The sequence below is a fragment of the Nitrosomonas sp. TNE100 genome (assembly GCF_055387135.1).
Window position 1 is genome coordinate 2,421,119 of sequence record NZ_AP040997.1, and the last position, 22,414, is coordinate 2,443,532.

General features: G+C 58.4%; 17 protein-coding genes and 3 pseudogenes. 12 read left to right on the forward strand and 8 right to left on the reverse strand.

The annotated features are described in order from the left end of the window. Positions 1 to 5: 5 nt before the first annotated feature. The 3 genes and pseudogenes from ACZ5EJ_RS11560 to ACZ5EJ_RS11570 form a co-directional block, all read left to right on the forward strand. Positions 6 to 962, forward strand: a pseudogene (locus ACZ5EJ_RS11560) (IS481 family transposase); the annotation flags it as partial. Between the two features lie 9 nt (positions 963 to 971). After that, positions 972 to 1,346: pseudogene (locus ACZ5EJ_RS11565) on the forward strand (ABC transporter permease subunit); the annotation flags it as partial. Positions 1,347 to 1,367: 21 nt separating this feature from the next. After that, positions 1,368 to 2,657, forward strand: coding sequence for an ABC transporter ATP-binding protein (locus ACZ5EJ_RS11570; protein WP_464557135.1), 1,290 nt, complete (start codon positions 1,368 to 1,370; stop codon positions 2,655 to 2,657). A gap of 162 nt (positions 2,658 to 2,819) precedes the next feature. Here ACZ5EJ_RS11570 and ACZ5EJ_RS11575 read toward each other — a convergent pair whose 3' ends face one another. From ACZ5EJ_RS11575 to ACZ5EJ_RS11585, 3 genes are read right to left on the reverse strand one after another with little or no spacing between them, the layout of a single operon-like run. Next, complete coding sequence (locus ACZ5EJ_RS11575; protein WP_464557136.1) at positions 2,820 to 6,071, reverse strand: AAA family ATPase; 3,252 nt, start codon at positions 6,069 to 6,071, stop codon at positions 2,820 to 2,822. Between the two features lie 11 nt (positions 6,072 to 6,082). Further along, positions 6,083 to 7,327, reverse strand: a complete 1,245-nt coding sequence (locus ACZ5EJ_RS11580) for an exonuclease SbcCD subunit D C-terminal domain-containing protein (RefSeq protein WP_074685569.1) — start codon at positions 7,325 to 7,327, stop codon at positions 6,083 to 6,085. Next, positions 7,324 to 8,022: an AAA family ATPase gene (locus ACZ5EJ_RS11585; protein WP_083341465.1), complete on the reverse strand. Its 699-nt coding sequence runs from the start codon at positions 8,020 to 8,022 to the stop codon at positions 7,324 to 7,326. Before ACZ5EJ_RS11585 ends, ACZ5EJ_RS11580 begins: the two co-directional genes overlap by 4 nt. Positions 8,023 to 8,118: 96 nt before the next feature. Between ACZ5EJ_RS11585 and ACZ5EJ_RS11590 the strand changes: the two are divergent. Next, positions 8,119 to 8,585: pseudogene (locus tag ACZ5EJ_RS11590) on the forward strand (IS630 family transposase); the annotation flags it as partial. 376 nt (positions 8,586 to 8,961) lie between these two features. Here ACZ5EJ_RS11590 and ACZ5EJ_RS11595 read toward each other — a convergent pair. Both ACZ5EJ_RS11595 and ACZ5EJ_RS11600 read right to left on the reverse strand, forming a co-directional pair. Continuing rightward, positions 8,962 to 9,138 (reverse strand): hypothetical protein, encoded by a 177-nt coding sequence (locus ACZ5EJ_RS11595; RefSeq protein WP_160803645.1) that lies wholly within the window; start codon positions 9,136 to 9,138, stop codon positions 8,962 to 8,964. Between the two features lie 37 nt (positions 9,139 to 9,175). After that, positions 9,176 to 10,225: a Fic family protein gene (locus tag ACZ5EJ_RS11600; protein ID WP_074685573.1), complete on the reverse strand. Its 1,050-nt coding sequence runs from the start codon at positions 10,223 to 10,225 to the stop codon at positions 9,176 to 9,178. 215 nt (positions 10,226 to 10,440) lie between these two features. Here ACZ5EJ_RS11600 and ACZ5EJ_RS11605 point away from each other — a divergent pair, with 215 nt between their 5' ends. The 5 genes from ACZ5EJ_RS11605 (at position 10,441) to ACZ5EJ_RS11625 (ending at position 13,483) form a co-directional block, all read left to right on the forward strand. Continuing rightward, complete coding sequence (locus ACZ5EJ_RS11605; protein ID WP_074685575.1) at positions 10,441 to 10,653, forward strand: helix-turn-helix transcriptional regulator; 213 nt, start codon at positions 10,441 to 10,443, stop codon at positions 10,651 to 10,653. A gap of 594 nt (positions 10,654 to 11,247) precedes the next feature. Continuing rightward, complete coding sequence (locus ACZ5EJ_RS11610; RefSeq protein WP_074685577.1) at positions 11,248 to 12,384, forward strand: Fic family protein; 1,137 nt, start codon at positions 11,248 to 11,250, stop codon at positions 12,382 to 12,384. Continuing rightward, a complete protein-coding gene (locus ACZ5EJ_RS11615) occupies positions 12,381 to 12,581 on the forward strand; it encodes a type II toxin-antitoxin system PrlF family antitoxin (protein WP_074685579.1) in 201 nt (66 codons plus the stop codon). Before ACZ5EJ_RS11610 ends, ACZ5EJ_RS11615 begins: the two co-directional genes overlap by 4 nt. A gap of 85 nt (positions 12,582 to 12,666) precedes the next feature. Beyond that, positions 12,667 to 12,882 (forward strand): helix-turn-helix transcriptional regulator, encoded by a 216-nt coding sequence (locus ACZ5EJ_RS11620; protein WP_074685581.1) that lies wholly within the window; start codon positions 12,667 to 12,669, stop codon positions 12,880 to 12,882. Next, a complete protein-coding gene (locus ACZ5EJ_RS11625) occupies positions 12,866 to 13,483 on the forward strand; it encodes a DUF6088 family protein (RefSeq protein ID WP_074685583.1) in 618 nt (205 codons plus the stop codon). The genes ACZ5EJ_RS11620 and ACZ5EJ_RS11625 overlap by 17 nt, the downstream gene beginning before the upstream one ends. A gap of 406 nt (positions 13,484 to 13,889) precedes the next feature. Here the strand turns inward: ACZ5EJ_RS11625 and ACZ5EJ_RS11630 are convergent, their stop codons facing one another. From ACZ5EJ_RS11630 to ACZ5EJ_RS11640, 3 genes are all read right to left on the reverse strand, one after another. Beyond that, a complete protein-coding gene (locus ACZ5EJ_RS11630; protein ID WP_464557139.1) occupies positions 13,890 to 14,636 on the reverse strand; it encodes a DCL family protein in 747 nt (248 codons plus the stop codon). Positions 14,637 to 14,657: 21 nt separating this feature from the next. Continuing rightward, positions 14,658 to 15,113: a hypothetical protein gene (locus tag ACZ5EJ_RS11635; RefSeq protein WP_464557141.1), complete on the reverse strand. Its 456-nt coding sequence runs from the start codon at positions 15,111 to 15,113 to the stop codon at positions 14,658 to 14,660. A 70-nt stretch (positions 15,114 to 15,183) separates the two neighbouring features. After that, positions 15,184 to 17,061 (reverse strand): ADP-ribosylglycohydrolase family protein, encoded by a 1,878-nt coding sequence (locus ACZ5EJ_RS11640; RefSeq protein ID WP_464557143.1) that lies wholly within the window; start codon positions 17,059 to 17,061, stop codon positions 15,184 to 15,186. A 159-nt stretch (positions 17,062 to 17,220) separates the two neighbouring features. On the opposite strand from ACZ5EJ_RS11640, the gene ACZ5EJ_RS11645 reads away from it, so the two are divergent. The 3 genes from ACZ5EJ_RS11645 to ACZ5EJ_RS11655 are packed head-to-tail and all read left to right on the forward strand — an operon-like array spanning position 17,221 to position 22,371. Next, positions 17,221 to 18,135, forward strand: coding sequence for a WYL domain-containing protein (locus tag ACZ5EJ_RS11645; protein ID WP_464557145.1), 915 nt, complete (start codon positions 17,221 to 17,223; stop codon positions 18,133 to 18,135). Between the two features lie 10 nt (positions 18,136 to 18,145). Continuing rightward, positions 18,146 to 18,601, forward strand: a complete 456-nt coding sequence (gene brxF / locus ACZ5EJ_RS11650) for a BREX-3 system P-loop-containing protein BrxF (protein WP_464557147.1) — start codon at positions 18,146 to 18,148, stop codon at positions 18,599 to 18,601. Positions 18,602 to 18,624: 23 nt separating this feature from the next. Then, entirely contained in the window at positions 18,625 to 22,371 is a 3,747-nt protein-coding gene (locus ACZ5EJ_RS11655) for a DUF6079 family protein (RefSeq protein WP_464557149.1), read from the forward strand. Positions 22,372 to 22,414: the final 43 nt, after the last annotated feature.

Here is a 22,414-nt window from a genome sequence, read left to right on the forward strand (position 1 = left end):
GATTTATGGGACAGATATTACACGGAAGCGCCCGCACGACAGCGGCGGTACGTCGAGCGATACAAAATAGTCAAGAGAGTCTGAATGTTCTGGCCAAGCGGCATGGGATTAATCCAAAAACGGTAGCGAAGTGGCGGAAGCGGGAATTCACCCACGATGCACCGATGGGCCCCAAAGAGTCGCACTCGACTGTTTTAAGTCTGGAAGAAGAAGCCGCTGTTGTGGCGTTTCGCAAACATACGCTTCTACCGCTGGATGATTGTCTATATGCCTTGCAACCAAGCATTCCGCATTTAACCCGCTCAAGCCTGCATCGCTGCTTTCAACGGCATGGCATCAGTCGGTTGCCGGAGGTTGATGGTGACAAGCCAAAGAAAAAGTTTAATGCCTATCCAATTGGCTACTTCCATATTGATATTGCCGAAGTTCGTACGAAGGAAGGTAAACTCTATCTTTTTGTAGCCATTGACCGGACATCAAAGTTCGTTTTTGTTCAACTCCAGAACAAAGCCAACCGCAACACGGCAACCGCCTTCTTGAAGGCCGTGATCGAGACTGTTCCCTACAAGATCCATACAATCCTGACTGATAACGGTATCCAGTTTACGTTCCCGGCGCGTTATCGGAATGGGCCAACGGCTCAGTATGTAACGCATATGTTCGATAGGTGTTGTCAGATCAACGGCATCGAGCACCGTCTCACCAAACCCAACCATCCCTGGACCAATGGTCAGGTTGAACGCATGAATCGAACCATCAAGGATGCGACTGTAAAACGGTATTATTACGACTCACACGATCAGTTGAAGGCCCATCTCCATCGCTTTGTGATGGCTTATAACTTCGCCAAAAGACTAAAAGCTCTCAAAGGCCTAACACCCTATGAATACATCTGCAAAATCTGGAAAAATGAGCCAGATCGTTTTATCTTTGACCCATTCCAGCACACCGTGGGACTAAACAGGTATATCCTGTTCAACGTTATTGCAGGCGCATCAACTATTCCAGGCGAGTTGCACGATATCAGCGCTAATCTTGGTGTCCGAGGATGGTTGTGGTGGCGACGCATTGCGCTGCCAGCAGTGTTTCCTTTTTATGTGACAGGCGCCATTACTGCCTCGGGTGGATCATGGAACGCCAGCATTGTTGCCGAAATAGTCAGTTGGGGAAGTACTACATTGCAAGCACATGGCCTGGGCGCCTATATTACGGAAGCGACTGTTGCTGGGGATTTTCATCGTGTCGCACTCGGGATCGCAGTCATGAGCGCGTTCGTCGTCGTGATTAATCGCCTGTTCTGGCGCCCGCTGTATGCATTGGCTGAGCGCAAATTCCGTTTAGGGTGAAAGGAGAATCACATCGATACCGTGTTGCTAGATATTCACGAGATTCACAAATCATTTCGCAAACCGGATGGCAGTGAATTGCTCGTGCTTGATGGCATCAACCTTGCTGTTAACAAAGGTGAAATCATCGGCTTGCTGGGTCGTTCAGGTTCCGGTAAATCCACGTTGTTACGCTTAATCGCTGGACTTGCGCCGCCGTCGGCAGGCTCGATTATCTATCTTGGCAACGAAGTGACCGCCCCTCCACCTGGCGTCGCAATGGTTTTTCAAAATCCGGCTTTGTTTCCCTGGCTTACCGTGCTGGAAAACGTGCAACTCGGTCTGGAGGCACTAGGGTTGCCGATCAATGAAGTGCGCCAGCGCGCTATTAAAGCGATTGATCTGATCGGGCTTGACGGGTTTGAATCAGCCTATCCGCGTGAATTGTCGGGTGGTATGCGGCAACGTGTCGGCTTTGCACGCGCATTGGTCGTTCACCCTAATATCCTGCTCATGGATGAACCCTTCTCAGCACTCGATGTGCTGACAGCGGAAACACTGCGTACCGATTTTCTTGATCTCTGGTCGGAAGGCCAGCTTCCCATCAAGGGCGTGATCCTCGTTACCCACAATATTGAGGAAGCTGTGCTGATGTGTGACCGTATCTTCATTTTTGGCAGCAATCCTGGTCGGATTATTAATGAGATCAAGGTTGAACTGCCACACCCGCGCGCCCGTCTTGATCCCACCTTTCGCGATCTGGTCGAGTGCATTTATGTGGAGATGACAACCCGCGCGGTTTCAACATCTGCCGGCAAACGCACAGAATATTTCCCCGGTACGGGAATCGGGACGATTCTGCCATCTGTAACCTCGAACTCGCTTTCCGGTTTGATTGAAGCCGTAGCAGCCCCGCCCTATAACGGCGAAGTGGATCTTCCTGTCATTGCATCCTCCCTGCTTATGGAAATTGATGATTTATTTCCAGTGGCTGAAACACTTCAGATGCTGCGTTTTGCCGAAGTAGTCGGGGGCGATATTAAACTGACCACGGAAGGTCTGCAGTTCGCGGAATTTGATACCGATCAGCGCAAACGCCTGTTTGCCTGGCATTTACTGACCTATGTTGCGCTGGCAGCGCATATCCGGCGCGTACTGGATGAACGACCAACACACCGCGCGCCCTGGAGCCGGTTTTCAAGTGAGCTGGAAGATTACATGCCACAAACAGCCGCTGAGCGAACTCTGCGAACCATCATCACCTTGGGGCGTTATGCGGAAATTTTCTCATATGACGACAAAAAGCATATCTTCAGTCTGGATAATCCTTAAAGAGTTGCTGACTGATTTCTGCTGTAATCATGGACTCCATTTTTGACAACACACCTCACCCGGTGGCGGAGGCTGAAGAACGATACCATCGTACACTTGCAGAGCAGACTTCAGAGCCTGTTTTGCTTTAACCAAACAGCCTCCGCGATTTCTCCCAGAAATTCAAAACCCGACGCCACCGCATCCAGGCCCGGATATCTGGCTTCTGCCACCGGTTTGCGGGGTTACCTGGATCTGCGTGCTGATCCGCTCCTTTAAGGCGGGCACGTGTGAAATAACGCCTATCAGCTTGCCGTCCTGCTGCAAACCTGCGAGGGTTTCCAAAGCAGTGTCGAGGGCTTCCTCGTCCAGGGTGCCGAAGCCTTCATCCAGAAACAGCGAATCCACCCGGACATTCTTGCTGGCCATATGGGACAACCCTAATGCCAGGGACAGGCTGACAATAAAACTTTCCCCGCCGGAAAGGTTTTTCGTGGACCGAATCTCCCCAGCTTGATAGTTGTCGACCACGTTGAGCTCCAGAGGCTGAGCATCGTCTCGAACCAGCAAGTAGCGGTCGGTCATTTTTTGCAGTTGCCGATTGGCGTGACCAACCATCATTTCGAAGGTCAGCCCTTGAGCGAAATTGCGGTACTTCTTGCCGTCTGCGGAGCCAATCAATTCGTGCAGATTTTCCCACCTGCGGCACTCTTTTTTCTGGGCCTCGGTAGCCGCTTGCTTCTCCTTTATCCGCTCTTTGGCAGCGGCATTTTCACTCAACTTGTGTTTGAGACCGGCAAGGATATCCCGTAGCTCTTTCAGGGCATCTTCTTGCTCTTTGAATTGGGGCTCGAGCTCCTCCAACGATTTGTCGGTAACTTGCCGAGCTATTTCCGTGGCCAAGCGCATTTCCCGATCCTTCTGACGGGCGTGGAGATCGGTTTGACGTTCATCCAGATTCCTGGCCGTCGCCGTCAACTCAGCCTTCCGTTCAGAGGGAAGCCTGGCTGCCAAAAACTGTTCTTCAGTTGAAAAGCCCACGAGCGCAAGATCTGCAGAGAATTCGGTTTCAAGACCTCTCAGTTCCGGCGCTCGTAGGTCGATACGTTTCTTCAGAGATTCGACATTGGCCTGCGTGGTATTCCATTTTTGTTGGCGCTCATTGTGCCGTTCTCTGGCCTGCTTTTCGGCACCTTCGGCATCCAAAATCGCTTTGTTCAAACGGCGCTCCTCATCGTCGGGATGCTTGTCGCCGTACAGTGCATTACGTTCATCACTTCCAGCGGCGAGTTCCTTTTTCAAGGTACCCAGGCGCTCCCGTTTTTCGGCCAGGGCGGTGCTTTGCGTTTCGATCACCGCATCCAGCCGCTTCACCTCGCTGTCGATGGCGGCAATTTGTTTCTCGATGTCCGCCTTTTTCTTGACCTGGGCTTGCCATGCCTCCAGCCGCTTCTTAAGGGTTTCGATCAGTGATGAAATGTCCGTTTCAGGGATGCCCACAATACCAAGCGACAGGAATTTGGTAGAAACAGCCTGCCTGCGCTCAGCAAAATCGGCCCGGAGCTTTACCAGGCCGTCCTTCATCTCGGCCAGGGCTTTCTCGGCAGCCTTCTTGTCATTAGCCGCTGCTGACTCCAGCTTTTCAGCCTCCGTCAGGTTTGTGCGGGCCAGGCTTTCAGCATCGAAGAGTTTCTTGATAGCGACTTCCTGATCCTCGGCTTTACTGATCAGACTGGTCAGGGAATCAATCTTCTTTTCGGCTTCATCGGGGACAGGAACATTCCCTTCCGCGAAGGGGTGTTCGGTTGCGCCGCAAAGAGGACAGGGCTTGCCGTCTTCCAGTTTTCCTCGGTGACCTTCAAGCTCCGCAATTTTCACAAGGTACGCCATCTCACGCAGCAGCGTTTCCTTCTCGGCGCGGTATTCTCGCAATAAGCGGTCTCCCAGCAACTGGCTCAATGCGTCTTTGCCCTGCTGAATCTGTTTCGAGGCGTCCTCCAGTTCCTGCTTCCGAATGCCGGATTGTTTCTGACGGTCGCCGAGTGACTTTGTCGCCTGTTCCAGAGTCGTCGTGGCCGTTTGTTGATCAACCTCTTTTTGAACGATTTCTTTTTGCTTGGAAAGCAGGCTGTTCAATTGTTCTTCAACACCGGCCAAACCGCTGATCAGCCATTCATCCCGTGCATGCTCCTTGAGGTAGCCGTCCACAAGCTCCAGCGTCTCCTGAGCCATGGATCGTTTTTTCTGCTCTTCGAGCCAGGCTTTTTGGTCTGCATCAATCTTTGCTGCATCCTTCTTACAGCCCTCATCGCCTTCCGAAACTGCCTTTTTTTGATCGGCAAGTTTTTGATCCAGGGAACGCACCTTCTGCAATGTCGGCGCGGCCGCTTTCAGCGCTTCTTTGGCTCGAACGGTTTGTTGCTCCGCCGATTTCAGTGCTTCGGCCTGTTCCTTGGCGGAGGATGTCAGTTCCGGAAGCGCCTCTTCCTCAGCTTTCAAGCCTGCTCTATCATCCGCCTGCTGTTTGCGGGTGGCGGTGAGCGTTGCGAATGCACCGTCCAGTGAGGCGGCACTCAAAGCCCGGCCCAGCTTTTCACGATCCGGCTTGAACGCCTCGATATCGTTTTGCAGCTTGCTCGCCTCGTCAGTCAGGTTGCCAATTTCCTTCTTCAGGCCATCGATGGTGATAAGCCAGACAATGCCCTTCCCGGTATCAGCGGATTTAGCAGCAAGATCTATCTCTTCCTTCTGCTTTGTCGCGAGTGCCTGCCCAATCGCTTGTTCCTGCTCCGGATCAAGCATCACGATACCCGCCGTTTCAGCCTGGAGCAGGTTCAGCTTTTCCCGCTCTTCGCGCTGGCGCTCATGAACACGGATGGATATCTGACTGTAGATCTCTGTACCCGTTATCTGCTCCAGGATTGGAGCCCGATCATCCGGCGCCGCCTGGAGGAACGCGGCAAAGTCGCCCTGGGCCAGCAACATGGAGCGAGTGAAACGGTCAAAATCCATGCCGGTAGCCGACTCGATCTGCTCGGCTACCCCTCTGATTTTGGATTCAAAAATCTCGCCAGAATCGGCATTGGCCATTTCGTGTTTCGGGGCCTGGAGCTCGCCATCCGGCTTCTTGCGTGCCCGGTGTTGGCTCCAGTGACAGCGAAAGCGCCCAGACCGGGTTTCGAAGGTCACCTCGGCGAAGCATTCGCCGGTCTGGCGGGACATAATTTCGTTTCCGCTCTTGGTAACCTTGCTCAGGCGCGGCGTTCGCCCGTAAAGGGCGAGGCAAATAGCATCGAGGATGGTGGTTTTCCCCGCACCGGTGGGGCCGGTGATGGCAAAGATGCCGTCAGAAGCGAAGGCCGGGTGCGTCAGGTCGATTTGCCATTCGCCGACCAGCGAATTCAGATTTTTGAAGCGTATCTGCAATATTCTCATCGATAGCCGCTCTACTCCGCCTGTACGTCATCTTCATAGAGAGACAAGAGCGTCTCCTGATAGGCTCGGTGCAATTCCGGCCGCTGCGCTTCAGGCACGTCATGAACGGCGAGACATCGCTCGAACACGTCGTTCACGTTCAGATCGTCGAGTGTTTCCTCTGCATGCATTTGTCCCAGCACGCGGTCGATGATGCGGTTGTTCTTTATCCGCAGAATTTCCATTTGAGTGCCGGAAATTGCAGCCTCCAGGCGCTCACGCAGGTCGCCAATGACCTCAATGCCATCGTAAATGATTTCGAGCCAGGCTTTGTCCGTTGCCGACAATTCGAGGAGACGGCTTGAGATGCCATCCCAGTCTCCCTTGACACGCTCGAGTTTCTGAAACACCGGCACGTTGATCAATTGTACGGATGCAGTTGTGCTGTGGCCATCGTGCTGCCCAAAGGCAACATGGCAAACGCTCTTCTGCTGTTTGGCTTCTCCGAACCCCATGGGTAATGGAGAACCGCTGTACCGTATGGTCTCAAGGCCGTTCACCTTTTGCGGGACGTGGAGATGCCCAAGCGCCAGGTAATCAAAACTCGCAGGGAAAATCCCCGCCGTCACATGCGCCAGGGAGCCAACGTAGAGTTCGCGCACGCCATCGCCGTCAATAGTTTGTCCACCAGCAGTAAACAGATGTCCCATGCCTACAATGGGAAGATCAACCCCAAACTCCTCGCGCTTCTGTTCAGCCAGAGTGGCGACAGCGGCATAATGCGTGCGGATGCCGTCAATCAATTTCCGCTCCTTGTCCTCGACACTTTCACCCGCTTCCGCCACGCGGATATCCCTGTCGCGGAGATAGGGCACGGCACAGACAATCAGTTCCGGCGCCCCCTGCTCATTACGCAACACCAGCACTTCGTCTTCTGGGCGCTCGATCGCCGCACTTCCAACCACGTGGACATCAAGAGCCTTGAGCAGCTCCCTGGGGGCATTGAGGAATGAAGGAGAATCGTGATTGCCTGCGATGACAACAACGTGGCGACAAGATGAGGCAGCCACCTGGCACAGGAAACGATAATAAAGCTCCTGGGCACGATTGCTCGGAACGCTGGTGTCAAAAATATCACCCGCCACCAGCAGGGCGTCAATTTCATTCTGCTGGATCGTCTCCACCAGCCAGATCAGAAAAGCCTCGAACTCCTCGTGGCGTTTTCTGCCGTAGAGCGTGCGGCCGATATGCCAGTCAGAGGTGTGGAGGATTTTCATTGAGCTTCTTCAATTGCTACAGCTTTTTCTTCGAGAGACTCCTCGTTCACTCCAACACTTTTGAGCAAAGCCGAATACTGACCCTTATCTTCTTTCAGTCTTCCAATGATTTGCCGCGCTGTAGTCTGCATCTCCGGCACCTCCACCGGTGTTGATCCGCGCTCGAACACCCCGCATAAATGCGAATATTCGTTATTGATTCTGTTCGTTAATACAGCTGGTATCTTTTCGTCACCGAAGAAAAGGCGTAGCGTATCCTCGGTCATACCTTGGTCTGGATACTTGTAATAGAGGTAAATCTCGAAGAACTTCCTGGCGTTGTTCGCGAAGTTGTAAAAGGTTGTGTAGTTCGTGTCATCAACGGCTTCAATTGCTGCGCATTGGTGTATCTGATGGAATAGGTAGTTGAATTCTGTTACGTATTCTTTGAGGTATTTTGGCATCACTCTGACAGTAGATATCTTGTCCTGGCGGGCGACAACGAAATGATCCTTGTGATAGTCTTTCTGTTTTCCATCTACGTCAAGATACTTTCCATTCAACCGCTTCAAATATTTCAGGAAATCGAGATTATGCGTTGAAACAAAGAGCTGTTCAAATTTTCCGTTAGCAACAATCTCCGCGTTTAACAAGCTATATACAAAGAAGATATGATTACCATTGAGTGGTGATATCGGATCGTCAATCCAGATTATCGGCTTAGATGTTTAGTCCCACGGTGTGCTGGTGTAACATATAACCAGCTACGGAGGGATGATTTATGGGACAGATATTACACGGAAGCGCCCGCACGACAGCGGGGTCGCGCGCCGCGCGGCCAGCGCTGTGTGGCTTCGGTGCCCCACGGCCACTGGAAGAGCACCACCTTCATTGCGGGACTGCGTCACGATGCGATCACCGCTCCGTTAGTGCTCGACGGCCCAATGAACGGGGCCGCGTTTCTCGCCTATATTCAAACCTGCCTGTGCCCCACGCTGCAGCCAGGTGACATTGTGGTGGCTGACAACCTGTCTTGTCACAAGGTTCAAGGCGTCCGCGCAGCCATTGAAGCGGCAGGTGCCACCCTGCTCTACTTACCACCGTATTCACCTGATCTGAATCCAATCGAGAAAATGTTCTCCAAACTCAAAGCCCTTTTACACAAAGCCGCCAAACGAACCTTGGTGCCTTATGGGCGCAGATCAGCAAAGTGTTGGATCTGTTCACTCCGGAGGAGTGTGCCAACTACTTCGCTTCATGTGGATATGTAAACAAATAAATCAAAAATACTCTAACCGGGCAGCAGCCCCGGTGCATGAGCTTGTTGTGGTTTCAGCGCAATCCGCTGCCGACCGACTGGGCGGCGCAGCGCGAGGTGGTAACGGCGTTTGATGCCTGACCGGTCGCCGTGGTTGACGATGAACCGCCGCGCGTAAGTTGTTGATTTTGCGAGAGCCAAAACTGCGCCTACCCGCAGACCAAATGGAGAATAGAGACAGGCTTGGAGCCGGAATCGCTGAAAACAGGCTGTTTCGGCAGGTGGACACCCACAGCACCGATGGCTGGAACCCCGCGCGGCGCGGGGATTTCAGGCAAGAAAAAGGGCCCGGAGATTATCCGAGCCCTTCAATTTGGTGGTGGGATGGTACCCGGCATCAAACGACTATTGAAAGTACGGAATCGAAGCGCTGCGGGTTGCTGCGAACCGGTGCGAACTGGATCGAAAAGCCTGCCGGTACGCCCGGCGGCACCGGACGATCAAGCAGGTTTTTCGGACTGATTGGTAGCCGGAATACGGCCTCAACCTCGTCTGCTTTCCGTGGCCAGTTCAATTCCGAAAAGGGAACTGAACCCGCGTCCCGAAGTCCCTCAACGCAGGCCGTACCAAACTCCACGGCCACTGCCATGCTGATCAAGTGTGCCGCGTTCCACCAGCGCCCGGAAATGCTGCTTGAGCGTGTTGCGGCTGGCGCCGGTCAGCTTGATAGCCTCGCCAATGGTGACGCGCCCATGCTCGCGGGCGAACTCGACGATCTGTAGCTGCAATTCCGGCATGGCCGCCAGCACGATCTTCTCGCGCTCGACCTTCTTCTCTAGGCGCCGAACCTGCTCGGCCAGGGATCGCAGAAAGAACACCAGCCACGGCTGCCAGTTCGGCGACTCTGTGCGGATCGTGCCCTGGGTCTGACGCAAGGCCAAGTAGTAGGCTTCCTTGCTTTGCTCGACGACGCTTTCCAGCGAGCTGTATGGCACATATGCGTAGCTGGCCTGCAGCAGCAGGAGCGTGGTCAGCACCCGGGAGAGCCGTCCGTTGCCGTCCTGGAAGGGGTGGATTTCCAGAAATACGACGACGCACAGGGCGATGATCAGCAAAGGGTGCAAGAGGGCCGTCTCGCGCTCCTGGTTCACCCAGGCGACCAGCTCCGTCATCAGGCGGGGCGTGTCGAAGGGCGACGCGGTCTGGAACACGATGCCGATCTGCGCGCCGGTTTCATCGAAGGCAGCGACGCTGTTCGAATTGGTCTTGTAGCTGCCGCGATGCCAGGTGTCCTTTTCGCTGTAGCGCAGCAGTATCTGATGCAGCTGCTTGATGTGGTTCTCGGCAAACGGGATGTCCTGCCAGGACGCGAACACCAGGTCCATCAGCTCGGCATAGCCAGCCACCTCCTGCTCATCGCGGGTGGCGAAGGACTTGATCTCCAGGTTCGACAGCAGCTGCTCCACCTCGCGGTCGGATAGTTTGCTGCCCTCAATGCGGGTCGAGGAACCGATGCTCTCGATGGTCGCCACGCGGCGCAGCGCCGACAGACGATCGGGCGCAAGCGTGCCCAGGGCGCGCCAAGCGCCCTTGAACTCGTCGATCCTGGCGATGAGGCTCAGGATCTCTGGGGTGATCTGGATGGTGTCAGTTTTCAGCATGAACCAATATTACACCCATTTACACCCATTTTCGAGGTGCACCCATTAAGACGCCCATTTACACCCAATTTGCCCAGATTGGGGTCATGCGGGGAATAACCGGCCTAATCTCCGCAAACGATGCGGCGAATAGGTCTCTGCAAGGAGAACGCTTGGCTCGCGGCCGGAACAGCGCCTTCATGGACTCCTGCCAACTCATTCGGAAGGAGACCAAGATGGAAGTCGCTCACCTCAACCAAAAACAACTCGCTGCCCGCTGGAGTATCAGCGAAGCCACCCTGGAGCGCTGGCGCAGCGCGGGGATCGGCCCCAAGTTCCTGAAACTCTGCGGCCGGGTGCTCTATCGGCAGGTCGACATCGAGGCTTACGAGGAATCGTGCCTGGCGACCTCAACCAAGGCCGTTGCGGTTCCGGCCAGCGCCGGCTGAGCCATGTTCCGTTTTGCCGGCAAATGTTTACAAGTACCGACGCATCACAACATGCCTGCCCTCGGGATGGCTCGGGCGAGGCGAATTTCCATCGCAATGAAAGTCCGCAGTCCGCAAGCGCGGACCGATCGACCGTCTCGTTGAAAATCAATGGTCTGGCATCAGGCCGTGCGGGCTGGTGAGGGTTCCTGCGGGTTCGTGCGGAAAGATTCGAACTCCTGCGGGTTTTCGGTGGGATGGTACCCGGCATCAAACGACTATTGAAAGTACGCGATACCGGCGTTCTGGCAAGTTGCGAAGCCCTGCGTACTGATGCGAAAAGCGGGGGTTGACAGGCGAATCTGCGGACAATCAAGCAGGTTTTTCGGCCTGATTGGTCACCGAAAATGGCCCTCAACCTCGTCTGCACTCCAGGACCTGTTCAGTTCCCGGAACGGGAATCGAACCCGCGTCTGGCACCCCGACCAAAAGCACGCCCATTTACACCCATTACGGGGCAAGGCAGCCCTCCATGCGGCGAATGGTGCCCCTATTCACCGCACCGTATGCGTGGAAAGACTTGCGTGTGCGGAGAATGCGCCTCATAATCTCCGCATGAATAGCGGCGATTACAAATACATCTGGCAGTCCAAAGACTGGCCGAACTGGCACTTCGACCTGGCAGCACTGGCTGGGCCAATGGCTGAGGTCAGCCGCGCCCAAGGGCTGTTGATGGGCCGTCTGGCCGACGTGGGCATGGCGCTGCGCGATCAGGCGAGCCTGGCGGCACTGACCGAGGACGTGGTCAAGACCAGCGAAATCGAGGGTGAGCAGCTCAACGTCGAATCTGTGCGCTCTTCCATCGCCCGCAGGCTGGGCGTGGACATCGGCGCGCTTGCGCCGGTCGATCGGCACGTCGAGGGCGTGGTCGAGATGGTGCTGGATGCCACGGCCAACTGCCAGGCACAGGTAACGCGGGAGCGTCTCTTCGGCTGGCATGCCGCGCTGTTTCCCACCGGCTACTCCGGTCTTGCCAAGATCAAGGTCGGCGGCTGGCGCGATGACGCCAGTGGCCCCATGCAAGTGGTGTCCGGCCCCATCGGCCGCCAGCGGGTGCATTTCGAAGCGCCGCCGGCCGAGCGTCTTGAGGCGGAAACCAGCCGCTTCCTTGACTGGCTCAATGGTGCATCAAACGAGCCACCACTGATTAAAGCGGGGCTCGGCCATCTGTGGTTCGTCACGCTGCATCCGTTCGACGATGGCAATGGCCGTATCGCGCGGGCCATTGGCGATCTGCTGCTGGCACGCGCCGACGGCAGCCCGCAACGCTTCTACAGTTTGTCGGCGCAGATCCAGCGCGAACGTAAGGCCTACTACGACATCCTGGAGCGGACGCAGAAGCGGTCGATGGATGTCACTGAGTGGCTCGCGTGGTTCCTCGACACGCTGCATCGTGCCGTCGACCAGGCACAGCACATACTCGATGCCGTGCTGACCAAGACGCGGTTTTGGCAGCGCTGGGCGACCACGCCACTGAACGAGCGACAGGTGAAATTGCTGAACAAGCTGCTCGACGGCTTCGAAGGCAAGCTCACCAGCAGCAAGTGGGCGGCCATCGCCAAGTGCTCGCCTGACACGGCGCTACGCGACATCAACGACTTGCTTGCGCGGGGCGTGCTGCGGAAATCGGATGCAGGTGGGCGTAGCACCAGCTATGTATTGGTTGAGTCTGTACCAGGGGAAGGCGCATGAAGAAAGATGCAGACGATGCGGAAACTGCCATCATCAGCTCACCCGAGAACGTCATTCTGGATTGCCTCGAGCGGGACATCGCAGCGCACCCCGAACGGTTGCAGCCTATCACTGCCGAGCAGGTGCGACGTGTTCAATCGCTGGTTGTAGACGTCTCGGTAGAGCTCGGCACTCCAGTGTCGCCAGACGACGCATAACTCAGATCCACAGAAGAATCCCTTGGCTCGTCGGCCGAACAGCGCCTTCATGGACTCCTGCCAACTCATTCGGAAGGAGACCAAGATGGAAGTCGCTCACCTCAACCAAAAACAACTGGCCGCCCGCTGGAATATCAGCGAGGCCACCCTGGAGCGCTGGCGCAGCGTCGGGATCGGACCAAAATTCCTGAAGCTCTGCGGTCGGGTGGCTTACCGCCAGGTCGACATCGAGGCCTACGAGGAGTCGTGCTTGCAGATATCAACCAGCCAGTCGGTCGCTGCTCATGCCCAGTCCAGCTGAATTCGTCAGCCAATGGCTCGAAGCGCAGCCGGAGGGGGCTTTGATCAGAAGTCTGGATCTGCGGTGCATGGTCAGTGACAATCAGGCGTCGCGGGAGCTGGCTCGCTTGGCAAGGCGCGGACGGTTGATGCGTGTGGCGCGCGGCCTGTACGTCACCGTGACAGCCAGCTGTTTCGGCCCGGTCCCACCACCGGTCGACAAGATGATCCAATCGCTCGCAGACATCACTGGACACGCTATCGTCCGTCACGGTGCGGCAGCGGCCAATGCTCTGGGGCTGACCACGCAGGTCCCCGTCCGACAGATCTATTTGACCGACGGCCGCGCGCGGACCCTCAATCTCGGCAAGCAAGTCATCGAGATCCGCCGTGTGCCCAAGTGGATGCTGGTGCTGGGCGACAGTCTCGCCAGCGATATCGTCAGGGCCCTTGAATGGCTCGGCCCGGACCTTGCTGAACACACGGTCGGCAAGTTGGCCGTTCAAATCGGGCAGGATCACTGGAACACCGTGCTCGAAACCCGAACGCACCTGCCGCCGTGGATGGTGGAGGCAATACAGAACGGCGTTCTCACATCTGCGCTCGTTCCGATTCGTCGGTAGATATCGACAATTACCGACGATTTGCAACCTGGCGGCACTGGCGGCCGTCTGGGCGAGCCAGATTTCCGGCCCATTGAACGTCCGCAGTCCGCAAGCGCGGACCGATCAAGCAGTTTGTTGAAAATCAATGGCCTGGCATCAGGCCGTGCGGGCTGGTGAGGGTTCCTGCGGGTTCGTGCGGAAAGATTCGAACTCCTGCGGGGTCTCGGTGGGGTGGAACCCTGCGCCAAACCTATGTAACTCAGCGCCTTAGAATCGCTGCGAACTCCTGCGGAAAGGTGCGGAATCCAGCCCCAACTGTCGACGATCCTACCAGTTCTGCCCGGCCGAGGTCACCAGCCAAGTGCATCAGACAGGACGCCAGTTCGATTCCCATTTGAGGAATTGAACCCGCGTCCGCAATCGGTCAAGCCAACCGCACTGGGCGTGCAATCTTCGGTCTTCGAGCTTGGCTGGCGGTCTGGAGGTTGGCCGACTTGGAGAGGATTCGCAGCATCGCCTGGTTGTGGTGGTAGTCCCGGAAGGCATCCGCGACTGCCTTGTCGACGAATGTGGGCGTCGTCTGCCCGTCAGCCGGGGCGGATACGATTCCGTCCGGGATGTCACTTGACCAGCCCCTGGCCGCCCGGAAGCCGCTGACGATGTGAGAGAAGTTGGGCCAAGCGTGATCCAGATGGGCGTCGTCGATGCTGACCATCACGCCAGTCAGTTCGCATGCAACCAACCCATGAGCGTCGCCATGCTCCGCGAAGGCACGCTTCTTGGCCAGAACGAGATCGAGTGCGACAGCCTCCCGGCATGCACCGTAGAAATCCTTCGACCGGTCCCCTGGTAGGCCTTTGACGGCCCAGATGTACGAAAAGTCCGTGGCGGACCCGTCCAGTCGCACCACCCAAAAGCCGGAGTTGCTCCAGCCCGTTCCTGTGTTCAGGCGCCGTTCGAAGTGGCCGATCTGGCCACAACCCTTCGCCGGCTCACCAACCTGGTCAAGAATCGGGTCATACCGTTCGACGAGGGCCACGAGGTCGGCGTGGTCCCCTGGGTCAGAGATGCGATCCCCGTCCTGGTACCGGTGTAGCAGCGCCTTGTAATGGTCCAGTGCGCTTTTCTGGGTTCGGAAGCTCCGCGAGCCGATTAAGACAGGTTTAGCCATTTCTCATTTCTCCGGGACTCATCAATCATTGCTCCACAGTTGCTCGTTATCCTGGGTCGCCATCCAGAATTCATCGAACAGCGCGAGCTTGGCGGCTTCCATCGTGGGATAGGTCTTTGCTCCGAAACGACCTTCGATGCGGCACCCCCAGCGCTTGAACTTGTTTATGTGCACCCCGACGTTGTGCCCCTGTATGTTCAGGAACGGATTCCCCTTAGAGGACGTGCGCCAAGTTCGCGTGAGCCACTTCTTTCGACGGACCGCCCGATTGCGCAGACGGTTTTCCCGGCGCTTGGGCCCCTCGTAGTCGCCGCTCATCTTCTCGGCGCAGACGCACCCGACGTCGAAGTTCTCGTCCAGATCCGGGTGCTCCATGATGTGGACGTAGCGGATCTTCTCGTTGCCGCACATCTGGCAGGTCGCGTAATCGGTTTCGTCTGCCGACTCGCCGTCGGCCCGCAGGTCGACCACGTCCACGCAGTGCCATCCTTTGTGGGGCACACCCGGCTGGTCCCATCGATTTCCGCTCATGCCAGTTCACTCCATCTCAGAATCCCGGGTACTTCCGCCAGATCCGCTGGTTCAGCTCTTCGTTGTCGCTGTACTCGCCGATCGCCCAATCCTTGAATTCGTAGAGGTCTTCTGCCAATTCGGTGATGACGTCGCGCAGTTCCAGCGGCTCCAGCCACTCTGCAGGGATCGCCCTCACACCGTGCATCGCGCCCAGCAGGTTTCCGACGATCGCTCCGGTCGAATCGGAATCGCCATCGTGGTTTACGGCCAGGATCACGCCGTGTTTGAAATTGCGGGCGACCAGCGCGCAATAGATGGAGATCGCCAGGGCCTCCTCGGCGATCCAGCCCTGGCCCAGCCGGGCAATGGCTTCTTCATGTGGCAAACCGGAATCGGCTAACTCCTCAGCCATCTCGATCGCACGCAGCGTCTCCTCAAAGCCGGGCTCGGCTCGCAGCATGAGTTTGGCGGCGGCCAATGCCTCGCGCAGCGACGCGCCATCGGTCAGTGCCAAGACCAGCACCGCCAGCACACCACCGGTCAGGGCTCCGGTCGGGTGCCCATGGGTCAGCGCAGCCAACTCGGTACCCAGCCGGAAGGCGTCTTGGGGAGATTCGTACTGCCGCAGGCGCCAGGCGAACAGACCGACCGGCGCAACCCGCATGACGCCGCCGCAGCCCTTGCTGTCGTTGCGGGCCGGCTCCCCGAGCGAGTTCATCGCCCGCAGGGCCGATAGGCAGGTGTTGCCCGGTGCGCGACGGCTGTGCAGCTGACGCTGCTGAAACAGCCAGCCCGGCTCATCGGTGCCGAAGTCGATGTCGCATGTCGGGCGTTCGCCTTGGGTTTGCAGCCAGCGCAAATAGGCGTGAGCCGTTACCCCGGAATAGGTCGTGATGCCTTTGAAGCAGCCGCGCACCCAGCCTCGGATCAACCCCTCGGCGGTGAACAAGGTCATCTGCGTGTCGTCGGTGATCGTCCCCATGCCGCCATAAGCCGGTGCGTACTGGGTGATTCCCTTCGGGCCGAAGCGACGGAGAATCTCGGCCCGCTTCATGAACTCAACCGGTGCGCCCAGCGCATCGCCGACTGCGCCACCGAGTAGGCAGCCCAGAAACCGCCCCTGGACCGTGCGCTTTTGCTGGCGCCTGCTTCGCCAGGCAGGTGGTGCCGGTGTCTCGGTTCGTTCCGCCGCGCCCGTATCGGCAACAGGCTCCTCGTCCTCATTGCCGGACAGGGTGTAGTAGACGCCCAGCTCTGCTACTACGCGGGCGGCGGGTCGGGCGACGAGGTCGAGCTGCTTGCGCCACTCGGGCACATCGGAGCCATCCCAACTGATGCCCAGGCCTTTCTCCCAGTAGGACAGATAGGCCTCGCCCCGGTCGGCAGCGTAGTGGTTGCCGTTGCCCGCAGAGCAGTCGAGCGCGTACTCCCAGTTGTTCTCGCGCATGCAGACGCCGTGCTCAGGATGAGGCACTTGCCCCAGCCCGAGCAGGTATTCCGCGCTCTTGGCGTCCAACGGGCGAAACACGGCCACCCGCAAGCGCCCATCGTCCCGGGCGGTGATGGCAGCGAGCAGAGTATCGCCACGTTGGATGGTGACCAGCTTGCCGCCGAGGTCCACGTGCCCGACCTCGATCCACCAGTGGTCGCCCGCCGCTGAAATGACATCGCGGGCATCGTCGGGCGCCAGTAGCTCGGCAAGTCGATCCATCGCGGGTTCCAGCCGCTGCCATTCGGCCTCCCCATCACGGCTACGCTGTTGCAGGCCGTGCAGCATCGCGGCCAGCGGAAGATCTCCGTTGTCGAGCAAGGCCGACTTCAGATCGGCCGCTGGGATGGGGTACGGGATGTCCGGCAACCCGTGCCGCGCCAGCGTCTCTGGCTTTAGGTGAAGCTCTGCGAAATTTTGCATGGCGCCCGTACCGATCCTTTTATCGCTGCGCCGCTTGTGGTTATCACAAAACGACGCATACACAAATCAAAATAGAGTCATGGACAGATTCTAGGGCAGACCATATACTTTCCGCAATAACCCGTACAAGCATTCGCTAACCCGAACGAGCCAGCCAGGATGTCGAACGAACAGCTTGCAGATCTAACCCAGCCACAACGCGACCGGCTCGCGTTCGTGGAGTTGCGCGTGCGCTTCATCGGGGAGATACGCCGCCAGGACTTGGTCACGCGGTTTGGCATCCAGTCCGCCGCCGCATCCAGGGATCTGGCGCTGTACAAGGAGTTGGCCCCGGGCAACATTGATTACGACTCCAAGGGCAAGTCCTACGTCCTGGGGCCGGACTTCCGACCCGTCTTCGACTTCCCCCCGGAGCGGGTGCTGTCGTGGCTGACCCAGGGCTTTGGCGATGGTGAGCCGATGCGGCTCAAGGCGTGGGTGGCCAGCGAGAGCCCGTCACGGCTCACGCATCCGGATCTGGATGTGCTTGCGAGCGTGACCCGTGCGATTCACCAGGAGTGTCCGCTCGGCATCGAGCACCACTCCATCTCCAGTGGCCGCACCGAGCGGGAGATCGTCCCATTCGCGCTGATCGACAACGGTCTGCGCTGGCACGTCCGCGCCTTCGACCGGAAGTCGCAGGAGTTCCGGGATTTCGTCATCACTCGGATCAAGCGCCCGGTGGTGCTCAAGGGGCAGCCAGTGGCGCCCCACGAGATGAGCGATCAGGACATTCAGTGGACCCGGATCGTCGAGCTGGAGCTGGTACCGCACCCGGATCAACCCCGGCCGGAGATCACCGAGATGGACTACAGCATGCAAGGTGGCGTGCTGCGGATGAAGCTGCGGGCAGCCACCGCCGGTTACATCCTTCGCCAATGGAGCGTGGACTGCACGCCCGACCACAGCTTGCGCGGGCACGAGTATCGGTTATGGCTGAAGGACCACCTGGCCATCTACGGCGTGCGCAACGCCGTGCTGGCGCCGGGCTACCGATCCCCTGATCAACAACGGCTCGAAGCCGAGTCGGACTGAGGGGATGAGCATGCTCGCAAAACTCGAACGACTCATCGGCGAAATCGGCGACCTCAACAGCAAGTTGATCCTGCTGGTCGGACCCAGCCGCAGCGGCAAGACCCAGCTGCTCCGACAATTGGGCGCAAAGCTCAGCATCGAGCCGCTCAACGTTGGCCTGGAGCTAGGCCGCCGTTTGGCAGCTACGCCGAACAACAAGCGCGGCTTCTCGGCAGGCGAACTGCTGCGGGAAATTGCGGACAAGGAACGAACGGAAGACCCACTGCTGCTCGACAACCTCGAGTTGTTGTTCGAGCCGGGCCTGCAGATCAACCCGCTTGACCTCGTCAGGCGGCTGGCTCATTCCAAGCGCGTCGTGGCCGTCTGGCCAGGCGAGCTGCGCGGTGATCGCTTGGTGTACGCCGACATGAGCCACCCAGAACATCGTGAATACAGCCGCGACGGCGTGGTCGTACTCGAAATTTGACGCTACGGGGAAAAGAGAACCATATGGCCAAGAACATGAAATACGGGGATCTGATCCAGTTCGAGCAGATCGAGTCAGTCATTCAACTGCTCGATGCCGGGCGCCCGGACGAGGCCAAGAAGCTCGTCGCGACCTATGTCATCTCCGACGACATGGCCGAGCGGATCTCCAAGCTCATGGTTCCTCAGCTCAGTTTTGACGACTCGGTCGATCACAAGGGGGTGCTGATCGTCGGCAACTACGGCACCGGTAAGTCGCACTTGATGTCGGTGCTGTCACTGGTGGCTGAAGACGCAGCCTACGCACCGATGATCCGCCACCCCAAGGTCGCCGAGGCGGTTGCCCCGATCGCTGGCCGCTTCAAGGTGCTGCGCATCGAGGTGGGTGGGCTGCAGATGCCACTGCGCCAGATCATCACCCTGCAGCTTGAGCGTTTCCTCGAAAAGATCGGCGTCGACTACACCTTCCCGACTGCCGACAAGGAGCTCAACAACAAGGACTCCTTCGAGGAGATGATGGCCGCGTTTGCGGAGAAATTCCCCGACCAGGGCGTGCTGCTCGTTGTCGATGAGTTCCTCGAATTCTTACAGTCCCGTAAAGACCACGAACTGGTCCAGGACCTGGCCATCTTGCGCCAAATCGGCGAGGTCACCAAACACCTCAAGTTTCGCTTCGTGGCCGGTGTGCAGGAGGCCATCTTCGACAGCCTGCGCTTCCAACACGTGGCCGACAGCATGCGCCGCGTCAACGAGCGCTTCACGCAGATCCTGATAGACCGCCAGGACGTCAGCTTCGTCGTCTCCGCGCGCCTGCTCAAGAAGACTGCCGACCAGCAAAACAAGATTCGCGAGTACCTCACACCGTTCGCCAAGTTCTACGGCTCCATGAACGAGCGCATGGATGAGTATGTGCGGCTGTTCCCGGTTCACCCCGACTACCTGAAGACCTTCGAGCAGATCCACTTCACCGAGAAGCGCGGCGCCCTCAAGACCATCGAGTCCGCCATGCTGGCCATCCTCGACCAGGACGTGCCCACTGACAAGCCGCTGTTCATCAGCTACGAGAGCTTCTGGAACACCATCAAGACCAACTCGGTCCTGCGCGCTGACCCGAACATCAAAGAAGTGATGCGCGTCTCCGAGGTACTGGAGTCGCGGGTCCAGCAAGCCTTCACGCGCCCGGCCTATAAGGCAATGGCGCTGCGCGTCATCAACGCGCTGGCCGTCCACCGCTTGACCACGGGCGGCGACATCCATGTGCCCATCGGCCCCACGGCTGCCGAGCTGCGCGACGCCCTGTGTCTGTTCCAGCCGGGCGTGGAAGACATGCCGGGCGATCCGGCCGAGAACCTGCTGTCGATGGTGCAGACCGTGATGCGGGAAGTGCTGAAGACCGTCAACGGCCAGTTCATCTCCAAGGCGCCGGACACCGAGCAGTACTACCTCGACCTCAAGAAGGACATCGACTACGACGCCCAGATCGAAAAGCGCGCCGAAGCCCTGTCCGACGACGCGCTGGACCGCGCCTACTACAGTGCCGTCAAGGCGCTGATGGAGTGCAGCGATGACCTGCGTTACCCCGGCTTCCAGATCTGGCAGTACCAGCTGGAGTGGCAGGAGCGTCGTGTCGAACGCATGGGCTACCTGTTTTTCGGGGCGCCGAACGATCGGCCCACGGCCCAGCCCGAGCGCGACTTCTACGTCTACTTCATCCAGCCCTTCGACAAGCCGAAGTTCGCCGACAACAACCTGTCGGACGAGGTCTTCTTCCGCCTCACCGGGCTGGACGACGATCTCAAGCGACACCTGTCGTCCTACGCGGCGGCACTGGATCTGGCCTCCACCGCCAGTGGCGGCGCCAAGGCTATCTACCTGTCCAAGGCGCAAGACTTCCTGCGCGCCATGAGCAAGTGGCTGCAGGAAAAGCAGATGACCGCCTTCGAAGTCACCTACCAGGGCAAGAAAAAGAACCTGCAGGAGTGGGCAAAAGGCGTGTCGCTGCGTGACCGGGCGCGGCTGGGTGCGGACGAACGCATCAACTTCCGCGACGTGGTGAACGTCATTTCGGGCCTGGTGCTGGGCCAGCGCTTCGTCGATCTCTCTCCGGAATACCCAACGTTCTCGGTGCTGGTCACCGAGGCCAACCGCAAGCAACTGATCGGCAACGCGCTGCGCGCACTGGCCGGCGGTACTCGCACCAAGGATGCGCTCGCCGTGCTCGATGCGCTGGAGTTGCTCGATGGCGACCGCGTCGAGCCTGCAAATTCCCGCTACGCGCAGGAAGTGCTGAACCGGCTCAAGGCTAATGGCCACGGCCAGGTGCTGAACCGCAGCGAACTGCTGTCAGGATCGTCCGACATTGAGTATTTCGACACAGTGCCCGCCAAGTATCGGCTGGAACCCGATCTGCTGGTCACCGTGCTGGGCGGGCTGGTCTACTCCGGCGACATCGTGCTGTCGATCACCGGCGACAAGATCGACTCCGGCAAGCTGGCGCAACTGGCAGAACGCTCGCTGGAGGAACTCAAGCAGTTCAAGCACGTCGAGGCGCCGAAAGAGATCAACCTCGCGGTGCTGCGTGCCTTGTTCGAATTGTTCGACCTCCCGTCCGGCCTGGCCCAGAAGGCCAGCCAGGGTGACACCGAGCCGGTCATCAAACTGCAGGAGAAAGTCAGTGCGCTGGTGCCGCGCGTCCTCAAGGCCGGCTCCGACCTGCAGCAAGGCAAGCTCGGGTTTTGGGGCCAGAACCTGCTGCGCGAAGAAGAAGCCAAGGACTGGCACGCCCGGCTGGATTCGCTGAAGAAGTTCACCGAGTCGCTGGCGCCGTACAACACCGTCGGCAAGCTCAAGAACCTGCGCGTCACGCAGGAAGACTTGGACGGCCAGAAGAAGAATCTGGAGATCCTGGCCGCCGTCGAGCGTCTGCTCGAACTGGTGGTGGAACTGGGCAGTACGGCGTCCTACCTCTCGCAGGCCGAGATGGTGTTGCCCGCAGAGCACCCGTGGGTGAAGCAGGCCGAAACCGCCCGCAAAGCACTGCAGGAAAAGCTCAGCCAGGACCGCACCGCCGAGCACGCCGCCGAATACCGGCAGACGCTCAACCAGCTCAAGAAGGACTACATCACCGCCTACATCGCCAGCCACAGCAAGGCGCGGCTGGGCGTGGCTGAAGACAAGACCCGCAACGCCCTGCGCAAAGATGACCGCCTGCTGGCGCTGCGCGTGTTGGCCGGCGTGTCGCTGATGCCCACCAGCCAGCTCACCGCCTTCGAGGAGTCCCTCAACGGCTTGAAGAGCTGTTCCTCCCTGGATGAGCCGACGCTGGTCACGGCCGCCGTCTGCCCGCACTGCCAGTTCCGCCCGTCTGCCGAGCAGTTGGAGCTGATCCCGGCGGCCAACCGCCTGCACAAGCTGGACGATGACCTGGATCAGTTGGTGGCCAACTGGCAGCAGACCCTGCTGGAGAACCTGGAAGACCCGTTCACGCAGGACAGCCTGGGCCTGCTGCCGCCCGCGTCCAAGAAGCTGATCGACGCCTTCCTCACCTCACGCAAGCTGCCGGACCCGATGACCTCCGAGTTCGCCAATGCCGTGCAAGAGGCGCTGTCGGGGCTGGAAAAGATTGCGGTCAAGGGCGACGAGATCAAGCAGGCGCTGCTGCAAGGCGGCTCGCCGGCCACGCCCGACGACCTGCGCAAGCGCTTCGACACGTTCATGAACGAGCGTTGCAAGGGCAAGGATGCCACCAAGCTGCGCTTCGTGATCGAGTGACATGACTTGATCGCCCGATCACGACAAAAAGAATTTGAGGAAC

Bases quoted from the DNA above. Each gene is read 5' to 3' on its own strand.
- ACZ5EJ_RS11575 (WP_464557136.1), bottom strand. From the start codon at position 6,071: ATGAGAATATTGCAGATACGCTTCAAAAATCTGAATTCGCTGGTCGGC.
- ACZ5EJ_RS11580 (WP_074685569.1), bottom strand. From the start codon at position 7,327: ATGAAAATCCTCCACACCTCTGACTGGCATATCGGCCGCACGCTCTAC.
- ACZ5EJ_RS11600 (WP_074685573.1), bottom strand. From the start codon at position 10,225: ATGCTGAAAACTGACACCATCCAGATCACCCCAGAGATCCTGAGCCTC.
- ACZ5EJ_RS11605 (WP_074685575.1), top strand. From the start codon at position 10,441: ATGGAAGTCGCTCACCTCAACCAAAAACAACTCGCTGCCCGCTGGAGT.
- ACZ5EJ_RS11610 (WP_074685577.1), top strand. From the start codon at position 11,248: ATGAATAGCGGCGATTACAAATACATCTGGCAGTCCAAAGACTGGCCG.
- ACZ5EJ_RS11615 (WP_074685579.1), top strand. From the start codon at position 12,381: ATGAAGAAAGATGCAGACGATGCGGAAACTGCCATCATCAGCTCACCC.
- ACZ5EJ_RS11620 (WP_074685581.1), top strand. From the start codon at position 12,667: ATGGAAGTCGCTCACCTCAACCAAAAACAACTGGCCGCCCGCTGGAAT.
- ACZ5EJ_RS11625 (WP_074685583.1), top strand. From the start codon at position 12,866: ATGCCCAGTCCAGCTGAATTCGTCAGCCAATGGCTCGAAGCGCAGCCG.
- ACZ5EJ_RS11630 (WP_464557139.1), bottom strand. From the start codon at position 14,636: ATGGCTAAACCTGTCTTAATCGGCTCGCGGAGCTTCCGAACCCAGAAA.
- ACZ5EJ_RS11640 (WP_464557143.1), bottom strand. From the start codon at position 17,061: ATGCAAAATTTCGCAGAGCTTCACCTAAAGCCAGAGACGCTGGCGCGG.
- ACZ5EJ_RS11645 (WP_464557145.1), top strand. From the start codon at position 17,221: ATGTCGAACGAACAGCTTGCAGATCTAACCCAGCCACAACGCGACCGG.
- brxF (WP_464557147.1), top strand. From the start codon at position 18,146: ATGCTCGCAAAACTCGAACGACTCATCGGCGAAATCGGCGACCTCAAC.
- ACZ5EJ_RS11655 (WP_464557149.1), top strand. From the start codon at position 18,625: ATGGCCAAGAACATGAAATACGGGGATCTGATCCAGTTCGAGCAGATC.